We start from the raw sequence: 15,463 nt of genomic DNA, 5'->3' as shown, positions 1-15,463 counted from the left end.
GGTGGCGGGGTCTAAAAACCCTGGGTGGGTCAGCAGAAAGACTAGGTGCTGTTAGAAATCTGAAGACGTATTGTCTTCGATGCACTGGGCAATAGCTTCCTCATCGCCTGCGTGGGCGTACTCGCAGTTTGCGGTTTCAGCCACGTCCATAAACCAGCTCATGAAAAGGAACATGACGATAGCTAGGGGCGCACAGATCAGGCCAAGGCTGATACCTCCCCAGGCAAAACCCTTGGTAGCGCCGTCGAAGCGGGTGCTCGGGAAGGTTCGCAGCTTGCCTAGGGCTTTGATACCCAGGACTATTGCTCCCAGGGCTGGAATTAAGGCTGCCAGGGACAAAATTCCACCAAGTGCCACCACAATGACGCTTGAGACAGCGGCAGCCAGAGACATCACCGCCAGGTAGTACCCCCGCCCCCGCTTATCCCGCACATTCACCCCGAAAGGACGGCGGTGCCCGTCCGGAATGATGTAGGAGGCAGGCTCTCCCGGGGTATCGGTGTCATAGGGGGACGGCGGGGGTATCAGCAGGCCCGTGGCGGCCCCTCCCTGCTCAGGCAGATGCTGAGGTACCTGCTGAAAGTGGGGGTTAGACGGATACTGGGGCTGGGTCACTGCTCTACTCGCTTTCGGAGTTACTTGACTGAGCTTTTAGCTTATCAGTATGGCTAGTGGGGGCGGGGCGAATCTCCTGATCTTGGAGTTCCCTAAAGAGTTTGAGCCACAAAAGTTCAAAATGCAGGTCGATACTGGTGACGTCTCTACCGACGATACTTTCAAACTTTGCCAACCTATTTCGCAGGGTGTTTTCGTGGATGTAAAGCTGGGCGGCAGCCTGCTTATAACTCAGCCCGTTTTCGATATAGGCCCAGACACATTCCAGGAGCGAGTCTCCCTGGTCTGGCAAGTCCAGGAGGGTAGCCCCTAGGTGCTCTTCGATGAGCTCCCCGATGAGGGGCACCAAGGGTACTGCCATGCGCCAGCTTCGCTCGGGGCGGTCATAGCGGCCCGGACGCGATGAGATGGGCACCGACCGGGCAACAGCAACAGCCCCTGCCCAGGAGACATGCAGGTCTTCAAACCGGACGCCCTGCCCCAGCATGATACGGGCATCAGGGCAGAGGGTGAGGACGGTATTGATCCTCGATGAGGTAGCCGCCGGTATCAGACCTATCAACTGCCCGTCGGCTTCGCCGGCAAAGGCAGGGACTGCTTCTGTGGAATATTCTTTTTCAACAGCCTGAATCCAGGCTTCAGGGGTCGAGCTTCTTCCCAGGCACACCCGGTAGAGGTGCTGGCCGGAGAGCCCCAGCCGGTGGGCAAAACCGGCCCGGGCTTCCCTAGCCTCCTTATCATCTCGGGACAATAACCCCAACAGTTCAGCAACAATGACCCTTCGGCTTTCCCCCCTGTCCTGCCCCGTTGCCTGTAAGGCCCGGTGCAGGGTGAGCCCCAAGGAGGTTTCAGCCGCAATCAAGATCTCGAGGTCCCGGAAAACTGCCTGATTTCTGGAAGGCGAGCGCGACGCGTCCTGAAGCACCCCGCTTCGAACCCCCCTCGTGACGACCCCCACCACCAAGAGCACGACGGCCTCCCCCACTTGCCGGGCAAGAGGAAGCAGGGCCCTGGATACCTCATGGGCCCCACCATCACCGGCGAGAGCCTCACCGCCCTGGGCAACTGCTGCCCTGTAAAAATCAACCAGCAGGGCTATGTCCCGGTGTAGCTGTTGACGGGGTGGAATTGAGCATTCCTCATAGGCTTCCAACACCTCAGTCAAGATATCCATGACCAGGTGATTCTTAGAACTAACCACAGGTAGTACCAGCCTTTTCAGTGAACTATGGGAGGTTTTTTACATACAAGATTATAAAAATCTCCAAAAAAATTTGTAAAGTAATAGATTTTTCTACATTGCAATGAGCCAGGTCACATCATTAGTCTTGTTCTCAAGCCTCAGACAAGAGTGAGGCAGCCCACTTACTCTCCATTGCACCAAAGGTCCACCACCATGACACAAGCGATCTTCAAAGCAGAACAGGTCATGCAACCTGTCCGAACCACCAAACAAAAGCGGAAGGCCTTCATCGGCGCAGTCGCCGGCCACCTCATCGAATGGTACGACTACGGCGTCTACGGTTTCGTCGCCGTCTACGTTGGCGCCGCCTTCTTCGCAGCCGACACCCCCGCGCTCGCCCTCATGGCCTCGTTCGCCACCTTCGCCCTCTCCTTCTTTATGCGCCCCCTGGGCGGCTTTGTCTTCGGTCCCCTCGGCGACAAGATTGGGCGCAAAAACACCATGGCCCTGGTCATGTTCCTCATGTCAGGCTCCACCTTCGCCATCGGCCTCATGCCCACCTACGCAACCATCGGCGTCTTCGCCCCCGCCCTACTGATTTTGGCCCGCTGCCTCCAGGGCCTGTCTGCAGGCGGCGAAATTGGCACCGTCACCTCCTACGTTGCTGAATACGGTGGCCCCCAGCGTCGTGGCCTAGCCACCTCAATCCTGATGACCATCGCCGTCTCCGGCCTGATTCTCGGCTCCATCGTCGCAAACGGCCTGGCCTCCCTGCTCGGCGATGAAGCCATGCAGGCCTACGGCTGGCGTATCCCCTTCCTGATTGCCGGCCCCCTCGGCCTCATCGCCGCCTTCATCCGCTCCCGCCTTGAAGACTCCGCCCAATTTGAAGCTATCTCAGAAACCGGCCACCAGGAAAAGGCCCCCATCCGGGCCACCTTCAAGTGGAAGCTCAACATCACCCTGGTCGCAGGCTCCATCGCCCTGCTGGCCTCCATGTTCTACCTGATCCTGACCTATTCCTCCACCTACTTCGTCAAGGAACTCAACTTCCCCCCAACAACCCGCTTCTGGTTCATCACCATCGGCGGACTCACCGCAGCCTGCATGATGCCCCTCGGCGGCCTCATCACCGACGTCCTGGGCCGCCGCTGGTTCCTCATGCTCACCGCAGCCCTGCACATCCCAGCCCTCTACTGGTACTTCACCACCGCCCCGGGGGCAACCCCGGCAGAAATCTTCCTGCCCTTCATGGTGATCTGTGTCCTCTTCGGACTCTACTCATCAACCCCGTACGCTGTGATGAGTGACCTCATCCCCACCGCCATCCGCTCCACCGGTATCTCCATGGGCTACAACATCCCCGTTGCAGTCTTCGGTGGATCAGCCCCCTTCATTGCAACCTTCCTGGTAGCCCAGACCGGTGATATCACCTCCCCCATGTACTTCTTCATCGGCTGCGCGATCCTCTCCTTCCTCGCTGCCCTCTTCACCACCCGCAAGAACTACGAGCGGGTTGAGAAGGCCGATGCAGACCTCATGGAAAAGGTGGCAACCTCTTCTATCCCTGTGGTTGACAAGAAGTAGGCCCACCCCTCTCATCTAGACCAGGACGCTCCCGCCCCACCCGGGCGGGAGCGTCCTGTTTTAAGCACAAAAATGCCCCCTGCCCCTTGAAAACCAAGGAGCAGGAGGCAGTATGTGGAGATGCGGGGAATCGAACCCCGGTCCGATGTGGCGTCAACGGGTCTTCTCCGTGCGCAGTTTGTGAAAGCGGTGTTTTCGGCTACCTTGCTTGCGCAAACACTTACAAGGCCTAACCTAGCCGTATAAAAGTCCCACCCGGCCCTACGACAAGGACGGGCAGCAGTGGCCTTTTAAACTGATGGTAGGGGCTGAGCCAAAGGCAAGCTCAGGCTACCAGACTGCATCGCTGGGATTATTAGGCAGCGAGTGCGAAGTCAGTGCGCTTAGATTCTGCACTTATTTTTTTGCAGAGGGCGTTAACGAGATAACCCTGCGTCCTCGGCACGCTTCATCCATCTCAACTCACATCGTCGAAACCGATCATCCCCATATTCTTTTATCAAAGAACCCAAGCTAAGCGTTTTCCGGTACACCCTCCGAGTCGCAACTCACGTGGAGAATGCCAGCCCAAATAGCTCGGAGAAACAACTTTACCACCGGCCTTAAAACCTGTAAAGCAGCTGGGGCACAGCCTTATGGCTGTGCCCCAGCTGATGAAATTGTTTAGCTATCGATACTGGTGGTGTCGTAGGTGGTCAAACCGGTTTTTTCATTGATGCACTGCTCCATGGCGTAATCAGTGGGCTGGTCTGCACACTCGAAGGCAATCGAAGCGGCCCAGCCCCAGAAGACAGCTGCCACCAGGGCACCGATGAGACCCAGGGCGCTTGTTACGATGCCGGCAATTGCCAGGCCCTTACCGTCTGCCTCTCCCCTATTCGCTTTCTTGATTCCCATGATGCCCAAGATCAGGCCCACAATACCGAAAATGCCGCCTAGAACAGCCCAGCCGCTCAGGAAGGCCAGGATGCCGAGGATCAAGCTAGCAACTGCCAGGCCCTTAGGCTTAGCTACTGTCCCGTAGCCTGCGTAGCCGCCATAGACGTCCCCCGAGCCATAAGAGGGGTAGGTAGTTGAGCTACCGCTTCCGTAGGAGGTTGAGTAGTCAGTCTGGCTGTAGCTGCCCTGTCCGTAGGACGGCTGGCCGTACTGGGTTGTCTCGGGGGTAGGCTGCTGGTAGGTGGGCTGGCCAGACGTGTAGGTCTGGTTGCCATAGGAATCAGTAGCACCTGAGGCAGGGGAGGCTTCAGGGGTGGTGGTGTCCTTGCTGTACTGGCCAGGGACGTAGTCGCCGTAAGGGTTTTCCTGATTGTTTCCCGTGGTCATAGTTTTCCTTTCCGGGGTGGGTTAGCCGAGGTTTTTATAGCGCATGGCCCGCTGAGCTTCAAGGTTATCCTGCCGTTCTCGCAGGGCTTGGCGCTTATCGTAATCACGTTTACCGGTTGCCAGGGCAATTTCTACCTTGGCCCGTCCCTTGGTGAAGTAAAGTTTCAGGGGTACGACTGTGTAGCCGCTCTCCTTGAGCTTCTGGGCAATTTTGTTGATCTCATTGCGGTGCATGAGCAGTTTGCGACGACGGCGGGCAGCGTGGTTGGTCCAGGATCCCCGCCCGTACTCAGCGATATGAATTCCTTCAAGCCACAGTTCGTTGCCGTACATCTGGCAGAAACCATCAGTAATCGAGGCCCCACCGTCACGCAGGGACTTTACTTCGGTGCCCATCAGTACCAGCCCAGCCTCCCAAGTTTCTACGATGTTGTAGTTGTGGCGGGCCCGGCGGTTGGAGGCAATGGTGTGGTTATTGGGGTCTTCTTTCGTTACTTTTTTCTTAGCCATTTATTCTTCGTTCTTTCTCTTCTGTCGCTCAGACGCGCGCCAGCGGACGCCTGCATCAATGAAACCGTCCAAAGCCCCGTCAAAAACTGAGGTGGGGTTCCCTTCTTCATAGTTAGTGCGGAGATCCTTGACCATCTGATAGGGGTTGAGCACATAGGAGCGCATCTGGTCCCCCCAGGAGGCCTTAACATCGCCGGCAAGTTCCTTCTTTTTCGCGTCCTCTTGTTCTTTGCGCAAGAGAAGAAGGCGAGATTGCAGGACGCGCAGCGCCGCGGCTCGGTTTTGAATCTGCGACTTTTCGTTCTGCATGGACACCACAATGCCGGTGGGTATGTGGGTCATACGGACCGCTGAGTCGGTTGTATTGACCGACTGGCCGCCGGGGCCAGAGGAGCGGAAGACGTCTATCTTTAGTTCTGATTCAGGGATATCGATGTGGTCTGTCTGCTCAATGAGGGGAATAACCTCAACTGCAGCGAAGGAGGTCATGCGCTTACCCTGGCTGTTGAAGGGCGAAATACGCACCAGGCGGTGGGTACCTGCCTCAATAGACAGCCGGCCGTAAGCATAGGGGGCCTTAACTTCAAAGGTGGCTGATTTGAGCCCGGCTTCTTCGGCGTAGGAGGTATCCATCACGGTTGTATCGAAGCCGTTTTTTTCTGCCCAGCGCAGGTACATCCGCAGGAGCATTTCGGCAAAGTCAGCTGCATCGACGCCACCGGCTCCGGCCCGGATGGTGACAACAGCGTCGCGCTGGTCGTATTCACCAGAGAGCAAGGTAATCACTTCAAGCTCAGCTAGGCGCTTTTCAAGTACGCCCATCTCAACCTCAGCTTCATGGAGAGTATCAGCATCGCCCTCTTCGTCCGCCAACTCAACCATAACTTCAAGATCATCGATAGCTTCTTTGAGCTTGGTGAGTTTATCGAGTTCAGCCTGCTTGTAAGACAGCTGGGAAGTGACCTTTTGGGCCGCTTCTGGGTCGTCCCAAAGGTCGGGGGCACCGGCTGCTTCAGAAAGCTCTGCGATGGTAGCACGAAGCTGCTCAACGTCGCTGACCTCTTCGATGGAGGCGTAGGTTGAGCGCAGGGTTTTAATCTGGGCAGAGAAATCTAAAGTAGCCATGACTATTAACCCTAACTGATTGTGCCCCTTTGCGCTCCTCTTCCCCTGTATTTTCGGCCTGGGCGAATGGGTCAAGTGCAGTATAGTTAGCGGGTTGTGACCACTCGGGCTTGACCCACCACAGTGATAGTGATGCCCTGGGGAACGACGATTGAAAGCAGGGGCGGGTGGGACGTTGCGCTCAGAACAACCCGGGCTGTGTTACCACCGCTGGCCCCGGTATCAGCACCGATGCTGAGGTTGGTAAAGTCTTCGGTTGCGCCAGATTCGAGGATGAATGTCTGTGTTGTTGCTTTGACCTGATCATCCGAGAGATAGAGCTGGGCTTCTGCATCTGAGAGGGCACCGAGACCACCGACCTGCATAGCAGCTACTGTAGAAGCCTGGTCGGCAAGATACTGCAATTTGTGGCGTTCTAGGTAGGCTGAGCTAATCGCAACCACTGTTGAAGCGACCAGGAGTAGGACTGCACAAAGACCAACCACGAGGAGAAGAATACTTCCTTGTTCTTCCTGTCGCGTGTAGTTCAGTTGGTCAGATGTACGAACTGGAGGCTCTTTCTTTAACACGATCTCTCCCTCACTATCACGAATAGTCGCTGCCCCACCGGATAGCCTCGGAGGTCATCGTAGCCATACTGGGTGCCTTAGACCAGGGAATAAGAGGCAGGGGAACCTCAACCGATACCTGAACGGAGATGCGGTCAGCAGGACCACAGGTTGTTTCGCACAGCAGGGTGGCCGTCACCCGATGGCCATCTAGTCCATAGTCCCCAGCTGCAAGCTCAGCAATATTCTGGGCTACAGCCTGAGTACGGTGGGATTCAGGTAACTGCTGAATCACCTGGAGGGCATGGGCGCTGGCATGGGAAGCGGCGAAAGCCCTGGACTGCATTGCGAAGATAGAGAGCAGGAAATAGACCGTCGGGATCATGAGCATGGCTCCGAGTCCGATAAATTCTATGAGGGCGCTGCCGGTTTCTGGGCCATTAGACTGCCCAGGGCTGCCCCTACCGACCTGCAGGGTTTTCTCTTCCTTGGGTTTGGATTTATTCGGGAAGAATCGCATGGCCGGTCACCTCCCACCTGCTGTTCAGGCCAAAGGGGCCAAGGAGTGGAATGGGTGCTTCTACCCTGATCTGGACAGCATTGACTCCGTGCCACTGGGTTACGGAGTGGGTTACATCTGCCGCATAATCATCGGGCAGGACGGCGGTGAGCAATTCCCTGGTTCTGTCAGCTCCGTCCTGCGGGGTTCGGTCAACCATAGCTCCGTACCTAGCCCCTTGGGAGGCAGCATCTTGGATCACATTCTTCGTGAACATTGCAAATGCAACTTGCAGGACCCCGAGAAACATGAGTATCACGAGTGCAGAAACCATAACGAATTCAGCTGTTGCGTTACCGGTATCTTTGTGGGTCTGGGAAGTGCTCACCGCCGGGCTGCCTATCGGTTAATCATGCCCATTGCGTTGTTAAACATGGTGACAAGGGCATCCTGGGCGACAACCAGAATAGCTGCCACGAGTATAGCCGACATCATGGTGATCATAACCCAGCCCGGCACGTCGCCACGTTCGGCGTCGTCGTCCTGGGGGCTGGCGAGTACAGTCAGCATTACCTTCAGAATCGCCTCGTTGATCTGCTTCTTCATTGTTATCTCCTTTGGGAAGTAGCCCAAATGGGCTGATGTGGGGATGGGATAGGGAAAGGTAGTAGTGGGAACCTAAAAATTCAGGTTCAGCAAGGAAATGCCGGGGAAAAGTGCAAAGACAACTGTCAGGGGCAGAATCATAAAGACCACCGGTGCCATCATTCCAATCTCCTTTTTGCCAGCAGTCTCCATGAGGTTGCGCTTTGCGTTGTCGCGGACGTCCTGGGCCTGGGCCCTGAGGACGTCGGCGAGCGGGGTGCCCCTTTCAATTGCGACGATCAGACCGTCCACGAACCGGGAAAGAGCTGAAACTGACGTCCTCTGGGAAAATGTTTGCAGGGAAGCTACCAAGGTTTCACCTGATCGCGTCATGGCAAGGATTTTGGTGAATTCCTTGGAAAGCTCACCGTTAGAGCACCGCACAACCCGTTCCAAAGACCCCAGGCCTGTTTCGCCTGCGGCAACGCTCAGGGCCATTAACTCTGCAAGAGCAGGAAACTCATCGAGCATCGCTTGTTCGCGTTTTTTGATTTGTTGGCCAAGCCAATAGTCTCTTCCGAGGAAGCCTGCAGCTGTTGCCAGGAAAACTAGTATCAAACCAGGTACCGGGCTCACAGTTCCGCTGACAGCTCCCAGCGATACCAAGATACTGCTTGCAAGTAGGGCTATCAGGGCCCAGACTATTTGTTGAATCCGGTACTCTGATACGCTCAGGCCAGACCCTAAGTTCTGGAGCCGTTTTTCGAGAGCAACTGTTTCAAAATTTGCCCGGTTGACGAACTTGAGTGCCTGCTGGGCCCAGGGAGCTATCAGGGCAGCCACCCCGCCATACAGCCCGTCAGGAAGGTTCTCGTAATGGTGCCCGAACCTAGATTTTCTGAGCTCTGCTCCCCGAAGCTGGGGTGCTATACGGTCAGAGAAATCCTGCTGCCGATGGGTAGCAATAGAGGAGAAAATCAACCAGATTCCACAGGCAAGTAACAGGCCGAACAGGAGTTCTAGCTTCATGTCAGCACCCTCTTTTCTTCCGGAAGAGCACCAATTTTCATCATGAGCCTGTAGGCGAACCAGGTCACTGCACATCCACCTGCCAGGACAACAAAGCCGGCGACACTGTTATATATTCGGATGGTACTAGGCTGGGTCGCCATCAGGGCCAATACAACCCAGGGGGCGACACATGCCAATCTGGCCGCGTTAATCGTCCAAGATTGCCTTGCCTCTAGCTCAGATCTCGTCCTGCTTTTTTCGCGCAGGAAGGAGCTGAGAGTTCCAAGGAGCCTGCCAAGGTCTGTGCCTCCGACCTCACGAGTGACTTTGAGGGCCTCAATGATGTTATCGGCCGTCGGGTCGCTTAGTTTATCTTTGAGCCGGTTCAAGGCTGGGATAAATTCCCCACTTGCCCGGTAATCTGAGGCGAATGCAGCAAAGGCTGGACGAAGCGGCTCAGGCCCCCTGTACTGAAGTTGCATGAGGGCATCGGGCAGGGACATGCCAGCGCGAATAGCAGAGCGGATATGGTCCACAGCGTCCGGCCACTGGTCTCTGAGCTGGGCACGCCGTTTGGCGGCTATCCGTTTCAGACCAATTCGTGGGCCTGCAAACCCCACTCCGCAGGCAAGAATGGCCAAGGGAAGGAGAGTTGTTAGTGCGAACACCACAATAAAACTGACCAATGCGCAGATCGTTGACAGAAGATGGAACATGCTTGGGGTTAGCCGTTCCATGTTCGCTTGGACTAGGAGCTGTTGGAGGTTTGAGGGTCTATGGTGATGCGTCTGTTTCTGGTGAGACTCTGGCCAAAAAGACATGAAGACCAGCAAAGCGCCTAGCCCGAGCGTAAGCCCTAGTACGATACTCATACTCCACCGCCTTCAAATTCTCCCTTGAAGGGGAGCACCTGGTCAGGGTTGAAGCCAGCCTGAACAAACTTTTCGAGAGAGGGAACTTCTGATGCTGTGCAGGTGAGGCTACCGGAAATATTTTTGAAAATTGGGGTTGATTCAATAATTCCGTTTTCAACCCGGTTACCGATGGCAAGAATTTCAGATACCTGGCGCTTACCTGATTGGTCCCGTCGACAATGGACTACCAGGTCAAAGCATGATGCTACGGTCGGTACGACGAAATTGGATGATATATTTTCACCGGCCAAAAGAGGCAGGGTACACATTTTTGTGATGGCATCTCGGGCTGAATTTGCGTGAATTGTGCATAAGCCAGGAAGGCCGCTGTTGAGGGCAATCAACATGTCCAAAGACTCTGCTTCACGGACCTCACCGATAATGAGGCGGTCTGGCCGCATTCGGAGGGCTTCTTTAACAAGACGACGAAGGGGTATCTCGCCGTTTCCTTCGAGATTTGGCTGGCGGCACTGAAGATTAACAACGTCTCGCAAGGGAATTTTCAGTTCAAAAATTTCCTCGCAGGTAATGACTCGCTCTCTAAAGCCGATAGAAGCTGAAAGGCAGTTGAGCATGGTAGTTTTACCAGCCTGGGTGGCTCCTGAAACCAGAATATTTAGACCACTGGCTACTGCAGAATCTAAGAATCTTGCGGCCTCAGGTGTGAGAGAACCTAGTTTCACCAAATCTGTCAGGCGGGTGGCTCGGGCAATAAATTTACGGATATTTATTGCCCAGTGTTTCCTGGTGACGTCTGGAATTGCCACGTGGAGGCGGGAGCCATCTGGTAGTGAGGCATCTACGAACGGAGTACTGAGGTCTAGCCTGCGACCTGAGCTCTTCAACATTCTCTCAACAAGGGACCGAACTTGCTCATCAGAGAGAGATAGTCCGGTCAGCTCAGACTCCCCTGCCCGGGCAACAAAAACCTCGGTGGGTGAATTGATCCAAATTTCTTCAACAGTTGGATCATCCAAGTACTTCTGAAGGTCTCCAAACCCGCAGACCCGATCAAACAGTACAGTGATTAAGCCGTCGATGTTGTTGACGCGGGGAACCTCCCCCCGAATCATCTGGGTCTCATAGGAGCCAAGGGCCTTCTGAATTAGCTCTTTAGCTTCTTGCTGCTGGGCTAGCGGGTCAATGTTGCTTTGCCGGATTAGCTCTCGCACGTTTGTTTCGATGATGCGTTCTGCTTGTGCTGTGGGCATTCTGTCCCCCTCTCGCGTCTTTGCGATTAGCTGATAACACCAACAAGATACCTTTCGTTAGGAGAAACGTTCAACACCAATCACAGCTATCGACACTTTCACCTCCCAGAATCAACAAGCATGCCCTGTGACACACTTAATTAAACACCCTCTGACATGCGGAAACATATCATCGGATACGGTTATCCACAGATGCATAATTTGTTGAAGAAAAATTCCGTAACACTTTCACAGCATCGCAGTCAGACCAGAACGGTTTCCACAAAAATGCCCACAAGCATTCTGTGCTTGTGGGCATTTTAGGGGATACGATGAGCCGACTATTTTAGAGAGAAAAATCGCTAAAAGTCAGCCCTCACTAGTCAACTAGCATCGCAGGAATCGATGTAGTTCGGGCATTAATACGCTCGCGTTTCTTATGAAGTCGCTCAATTTCAGAAAGCACCAGGTCGTATTTTTCAGCGTTCGTCATTTTATTGATTTCAGACTGAGTTTCATCTGCAATGCCTATGAGAGAAACATGAACGGGCTCTGGTGACTTCTGCTCAAGTGCAGCTTCAAGTTCCTTCTTATTGACAGCCAATGATTCTAGCTTTTGCTTAATCATCAGCAGATCGCCCTCGAAACGCCGTTTCTTTGTGGTGCCTAAAGGCTGCTCACGCATCACGTCGACAGCCTCCATGGCCTCACCGTCAAACTTGACCCGGCCTTTTTCGAGCACCACGCCACGGTCACAGATTTGAGCCATCAGGTCAAGATCATGCGAAACAACCACGAGGGTCTTACCTTCTGCACAAAGTTCCTTGATACGACGGAGACACTTCTGTTGGAAGGGCTCATCGCCAACAGCCAGAATTTCATCAACCAAGAAAATCTCGGGGTTAGTATGCACAGCCACGGCAAAAGCTAGTCGCAGATACATGCCTGATGAATAGAACTTGACCTCGGTATCGATAAAATCGCCAATTTCAGAGAACTCAACGATTTCGTCAAATTTCTCGTCAATCTCGTGCTTCTCCATACCCAGGATTGCAGCGTTAAGGTAAACGTTGTCACGCCCTGTCAGGTCAGGGTGAAATCCAGCGCCTACTTCAATCAAACCTGCCATTCTGCCTCGTGAAACAACCGATCCTCCGTCCGGCTGCATCACCCCTGAAATCATCTTGAGTAAAGTTGACTTGCCGGAACCGTTATAACCCAAAAGGGCGACCCGCTCCCCTTCACGGATATTCAGGCTAATGTCGCTCAACGCATTGAACTTCTTGCTTAAGTCACCCTTCCGGCCTTTAATGAGCCAGATAAAGGCTTCTTTCATTGAACGGGTATGCCTCAGCACAAAACGCTTATCGAGGTTTTTAATCCGGATGACATCCGGAGCATCCGGCGCGACAGCTGGGAGATCAAAAATGTCTAACTTCATTGCTTACAGCTCCTGAGCAAAATTACCCTCAAACTTACGGAAGAGGTAGTTACCTAGCAGCAAAAGCACCAATGAAATACCGAATGCAATGGGGACCCACATTGAAAGCAAGTTAGGGACCATGTACCAGTATCCACCATCAGTCAAGATCTGCAGCTGGTCGCCGGAAAGTGTTGGGCTCCAAAACCCATAATGGAAAAGCTCAACAGCTACGCTCAAGGGATTAGCCATATACAATAATTCGATATTTGGGATTGTGACTTCTCGGGCAACCATTGTCCAGGAATACATAACTGGTGATAGCCACGTGGCCATCATGAGGAACATATCCACCAGATTTTCCGAGTCTCTGAAGAAAACATTGGCTACACCGAAAATCATGCCGGTCGCAAGACCAAAGAGACCGACCAACACAACACCTGCCACAATCGCAAGTAACTGTTTAATATCAGGATGCCAGCCCACAAAGAAACAAGCAGCCATCAACACCAGAAGTTGAGGTAGAAAATGGATAATACCTACCCAGATGGTAGACAGCGAGAAGAGCTGCCTGGGGAGATATATCTTCTTGATCAGAGCACCATTGACCACAAAAGCCCTGGCACCATTGCTAAAACATTCTGAAAAGAAGTTGATTACGATAATCCCAGAAAAGAGGTACACAGAATAGTTCTGCAAACCCTTTTCCAAGCCCAAGAAGATGCCCAGCGCTAGGTAGAAAACCAAAAACTGAACAGCTGGTTTAATATATGACCAGACGATTCCCAGGATAGAACCCCGGTATCGGACCTGAATCTCCTTATCAACAAGGAGTTTAAGGAGATATCTGTGGTGTAGAGCGTCCCGTAGCCCCCGGCCACGGCCGGGGGCTGAGAACTCTCGATTAGCAATTTCTGTCATCGAGTAACTTCAGACTCCGTATGTTTTTCAAAGGTTTTTTCCCAAGCCTCGTACGAGGCAACTTCTTCTGCAGCGTCCCTGTACTGTTTACGTAGCTTTTCCCAATCTTTGAAAAGCTTGGCGTGCAAGGTAGCTGCCTTTGCAAGTTTCGAACGTAGTTCTGCAGGGTTCCGCTTGTACCAGAAAACTCCAGTGCCTTCAGCGTTGGTGACCAGAAGAGAGTCAAAACGGGAAACCGTCCACCAGCGGTTTTCCTGGTAAGCCAACTGAATCTGCGGATTTGTTTCAGCTAGCTCATCTACAGGTTTAAAGGCCTGACGGCCAACCGTCTTGAGGGTCCACGGAATCAAATTCTTGTATGAAGGCGGTGCAAAATTACGACGCCCCTTGAAAGGAGGTTTCTTTGTCTTGGGCTGAGGGTAGTCATCTACGTTAGTTTTCAGCTGTGCATCGATATATTCAGAGGCTTTAGCACGAATAACTGGCAAGCGAGAGCTCAAAGAATCATGCAAATGACCGGGACCAGTAAGCAGATCCTCAATTGCCATCAGGCGGCCTTCCTCAGTGTAGTACTGCATGGAAAGAGCATGCTTGAAGTCCAGGAACAGAGATTCACGCAATACTGATCCACCCTTTTCAAAGGGCGAGTGAATAAGGGCAGTAATCAGACGATTTCGCTCATGGAAATATGCCTGCCAGCCAACAGAATCGTCCTTGTCAGTCCAAGATACATGCCACAGACCGGCCCCAGGGAATGAGACAGTTGCGATACCAGCTGCTTTTGCGCGCAAGCCGTATTCAGCATCGTCCCATTTCAAGAATAGGGGCAGGGAAAGCCCAATCTGCCGGACTACCTCGGTGGGGATAAGGCACATCCACCAACCGTTATAATCAACGTCTACTCGACGGTGCATCCAGTGGGTATTGCGAAGGTTCCACCGGCCCAAATCATGTCCCAGGGTCATTTCATGATTAGGACGGTCATAGAAGGTACGCCATGGGTTGACGACTTCGCCAAAGGCGTGAAGGACGGTTCGGTCATACATATCAAACATATGGCCTCCGACGATGGTGGGGTTCTTGCAGTAATCTGCAAAAGTCACCATACGCAGAATGGACTCAGGTTCGACTACAACATCATCGTCTAGGAGTAAGACGTAGTCGCTTCCTGTCTTGACTGACTCGTACATGCCGCGCGCAAAGCCACCGGAGCCACCCAGGTTGCCCTGATTGATAATTCGGAACTTACCGGCAAGAGGTGCTACGACTTCCTCAAAGTCAGGATGGTCTGCAACTTTCTGGGTTCCTTGATCAACAATGAGAAATTCTTTGACGCAATCGAAAATCTCGATGTTTTCACCCAGGGATCGAATATTGTCGATACAGTATTCGACCTTATTCATGGTGGTGATTTGGACTGTTGCCTGCCCACCAGCTTCGCCCAGGCGCGGGACGATATCGCCCTTCCAATTGGCCTCAACTAGCTTCAAATCTGAATTGGTTGCTTCGAGATCAAACCAATACCAGCCGCCATCACCGAAGGGGGCCAAGCTCAGTTCAAAAGTTCGGTTTGACTCGCCGGAGACAACTGCAGCGTCCACACGCTGTATCACACCGCGAGCATTGGACTTATAGACGACGATCATGCCTTCACCAGAGGTGACGACATTCAGATAAACCTTTTTCAGTTCTGTCCAACGCCGCCAATATGAGGCAGGAAAAGCATTGAAATAGGTTCCAAAAGAAATACTCTTTCCTTGCGCCAGGTAGGTTGACTGACGCCCTAGAACATTTCCTGCATCTGGTTTGGCTGTTGACGCTGATTGGCTTTCCTGGGCGGCAGTTGCCCTAGCGAAAGTTTCGCTTGAATCACCGTCCTCACGGGTGGGCAACTGGACCCCGTTTGCTTTGCCAGCATCAACGTACAGAGGGATAACATCGGTCTGAACCGCTTCGGGGAAAATCACCCGCTGGAGGGTTCGTAACTGGACCTTTTCAGAGGAAGTATTAGTAGTCATACCTTGGTACC

At 53.4% G+C, this 15,463-nt stretch carries 16 protein-coding genes and 1 other RNA gene; 1 reads left to right on the top strand and 16 read right to left on the bottom strand.

The genetic code is table 11. The features are described from left to right. Nucleotides 1-51: 51 nt before the first annotated feature. Together ACMXX3_RS10350 and ACMXX3_RS10345 are read right to left on the bottom strand one after the other, a co-directional pair. Nucleotides 52-615 (bottom strand): DUF4190 domain-containing protein, encoded by a 564-nt coding sequence (locus tag ACMXX3_RS10350; protein WP_421084626.1) that lies wholly within the window; start codon nt 613-615, stop codon nt 52-54. Nucleotides 616-619: 4 nt separating this feature from the next. Then, a complete protein-coding gene (locus ACMXX3_RS10345; RefSeq protein WP_421084625.1) occupies nt 620-1,789 on the bottom strand; it encodes a PucR family transcriptional regulator in 1,170 nt (389 codons plus the stop codon). A gap of 222 nt (nt 1,790-2,011) precedes the next feature. Here ACMXX3_RS10345 and ACMXX3_RS10340 point away from each other — a divergent pair, with 222 nt between their 5' ends. Continuing rightward, nucleotides 2,012-3,385 carry an MFS transporter gene (locus tag ACMXX3_RS10340; protein WP_421084624.1) on the top strand — a complete coding sequence of 458 codons (1,374 nt, stop codon included), beginning with the start codon at nt 2,012-2,014 and terminating at the stop codon, nt 3,383-3,385. Between the two features lie 112 nt (nt 3,386-3,497). Here the strand turns inward: ACMXX3_RS10340 and ssrA are convergent. The 14 genes from ssrA to ACMXX3_RS10270 all read right to left on the bottom strand — a co-directional run bounded on the left by ssrA (nt 3,498) and on the right by ACMXX3_RS10270 (nt 15,452). Then, nucleotides 3,498-3,873: a transfer-messenger RNA gene (gene ssrA / locus ACMXX3_RS10335) on the bottom strand. A 175-nt stretch (nt 3,874-4,048) separates the two neighbouring features. Further along, complete coding sequence (locus tag ACMXX3_RS10330; RefSeq protein ID WP_421084623.1) at nt 4,049-4,711, bottom strand: DUF4190 domain-containing protein; 663 nt, start codon at nt 4,709-4,711, stop codon at nt 4,049-4,051. Between the two features lie 21 nt (nt 4,712-4,732). Beyond that, nucleotides 4,733-5,221, bottom strand: a complete 489-nt coding sequence (smpB, locus tag ACMXX3_RS10325; protein WP_421084622.1) for an SsrA-binding protein SmpB — start codon at nt 5,219-5,221, stop codon at nt 4,733-4,735. Continuing rightward, the gene (gene prfB, locus ACMXX3_RS10320; protein ID WP_421084621.1) at nt 5,222-6,346 is read right to left on the bottom strand and encodes a peptide chain release factor 2; all 1,125 of its coding nucleotides are present in this window, start codon (nt 6,344-6,346) and stop codon (nt 5,222-5,224) included. 86 nt (nt 6,347-6,432) lie between these two features. Continuing rightward, nucleotides 6,433-6,915 carry a Tad domain-containing protein gene (locus ACMXX3_RS10315; RefSeq protein ID WP_421084620.1) on the bottom strand — a complete coding sequence of 161 codons (483 nt, stop codon included), beginning with the start codon at nt 6,913-6,915 and terminating at the stop codon, nt 6,433-6,435. A gap of 16 nt (nt 6,916-6,931) precedes the next feature. Beyond that, nucleotides 6,932-7,414 (bottom strand): hypothetical protein, encoded by a 483-nt coding sequence (locus tag ACMXX3_RS10310; RefSeq protein WP_421084619.1) that lies wholly within the window; start codon nt 7,412-7,414, stop codon nt 6,932-6,934. Next, the gene (locus tag ACMXX3_RS10305; RefSeq protein ID WP_421084618.1) at nt 7,395-7,781 is read right to left on the bottom strand and encodes a TadE family protein; all 387 of its coding nucleotides are present in this window, start codon (nt 7,779-7,781) and stop codon (nt 7,395-7,397) included. The genes ACMXX3_RS10310 and ACMXX3_RS10305 overlap by 20 nt, the downstream gene beginning before the upstream one ends. 11 nt (nt 7,782-7,792) lie before the next feature. Beyond that, on the bottom strand, nt 7,793-7,999 hold the full coding sequence (locus tag ACMXX3_RS10300) for a hypothetical protein (RefSeq protein ID WP_421084647.1): 207 nt from the start codon (nt 7,997-7,999) through the stop codon (nt 7,793-7,795). A gap of 72 nt (nt 8,000-8,071) precedes the next feature. Continuing rightward, entirely contained in the window at nt 8,072-9,007 is a 936-nt protein-coding gene (locus ACMXX3_RS10295; protein WP_421084617.1) for a type II secretion system F family protein, read from the bottom strand. Beyond that, nucleotides 9,004-9,861, bottom strand: a complete 858-nt coding sequence (locus tag ACMXX3_RS10290) for a type II secretion system F family protein (RefSeq protein ID WP_421084616.1) — start codon at nt 9,859-9,861, stop codon at nt 9,004-9,006. Before ACMXX3_RS10290 ends, ACMXX3_RS10295 begins: the two co-directional genes overlap by 4 nt. Then, nucleotides 9,858-11,114 carry a CpaF family protein gene (locus ACMXX3_RS10285; RefSeq protein WP_421084615.1) on the bottom strand — a complete coding sequence of 419 codons (1,257 nt, stop codon included), beginning with the start codon at nt 11,112-11,114 and terminating at the stop codon, nt 9,858-9,860. Before ACMXX3_RS10285 ends, ACMXX3_RS10290 begins: the two co-directional genes overlap by 4 nt. Before the next feature lie 358 nt (nt 11,115-11,472). After that, nucleotides 11,473-12,534 carry an ABC transporter ATP-binding protein gene (locus tag ACMXX3_RS10280; protein ID WP_421084614.1) on the bottom strand — a complete coding sequence of 354 codons (1,062 nt, stop codon included), beginning with the start codon at nt 12,532-12,534 and terminating at the stop codon, nt 11,473-11,475. A gap of 3 nt (nt 12,535-12,537) precedes the next feature. Further along, entirely contained in the window at nt 12,538-13,434 is an 897-nt protein-coding gene (locus ACMXX3_RS10275) for an ABC transporter permease (protein WP_421084613.1), read from the bottom strand. Further along, complete coding sequence (locus ACMXX3_RS10270) at nt 13,431-15,452, bottom strand: glycosyltransferase (protein WP_421084612.1); 2,022 nt, start codon at nt 15,450-15,452, stop codon at nt 13,431-13,433. Before ACMXX3_RS10270 ends, ACMXX3_RS10275 begins: the two co-directional genes overlap by 4 nt. Nucleotides 15,453-15,463: the final 11 nt, after the last annotated feature.

Source organism: Rothia nasimurium (assembly GCF_049068285.1).
Taxonomy (GTDB): domain Bacteria; phylum Actinomycetota; class Actinomycetes; order Actinomycetales; family Micrococcaceae; genus Rothia; species Rothia nasimurium_I.
The sequence above is the reverse complement of the archived record's forward strand: the minus strand, read 5'-3'. Positions and strand labels throughout refer to the sequence as shown.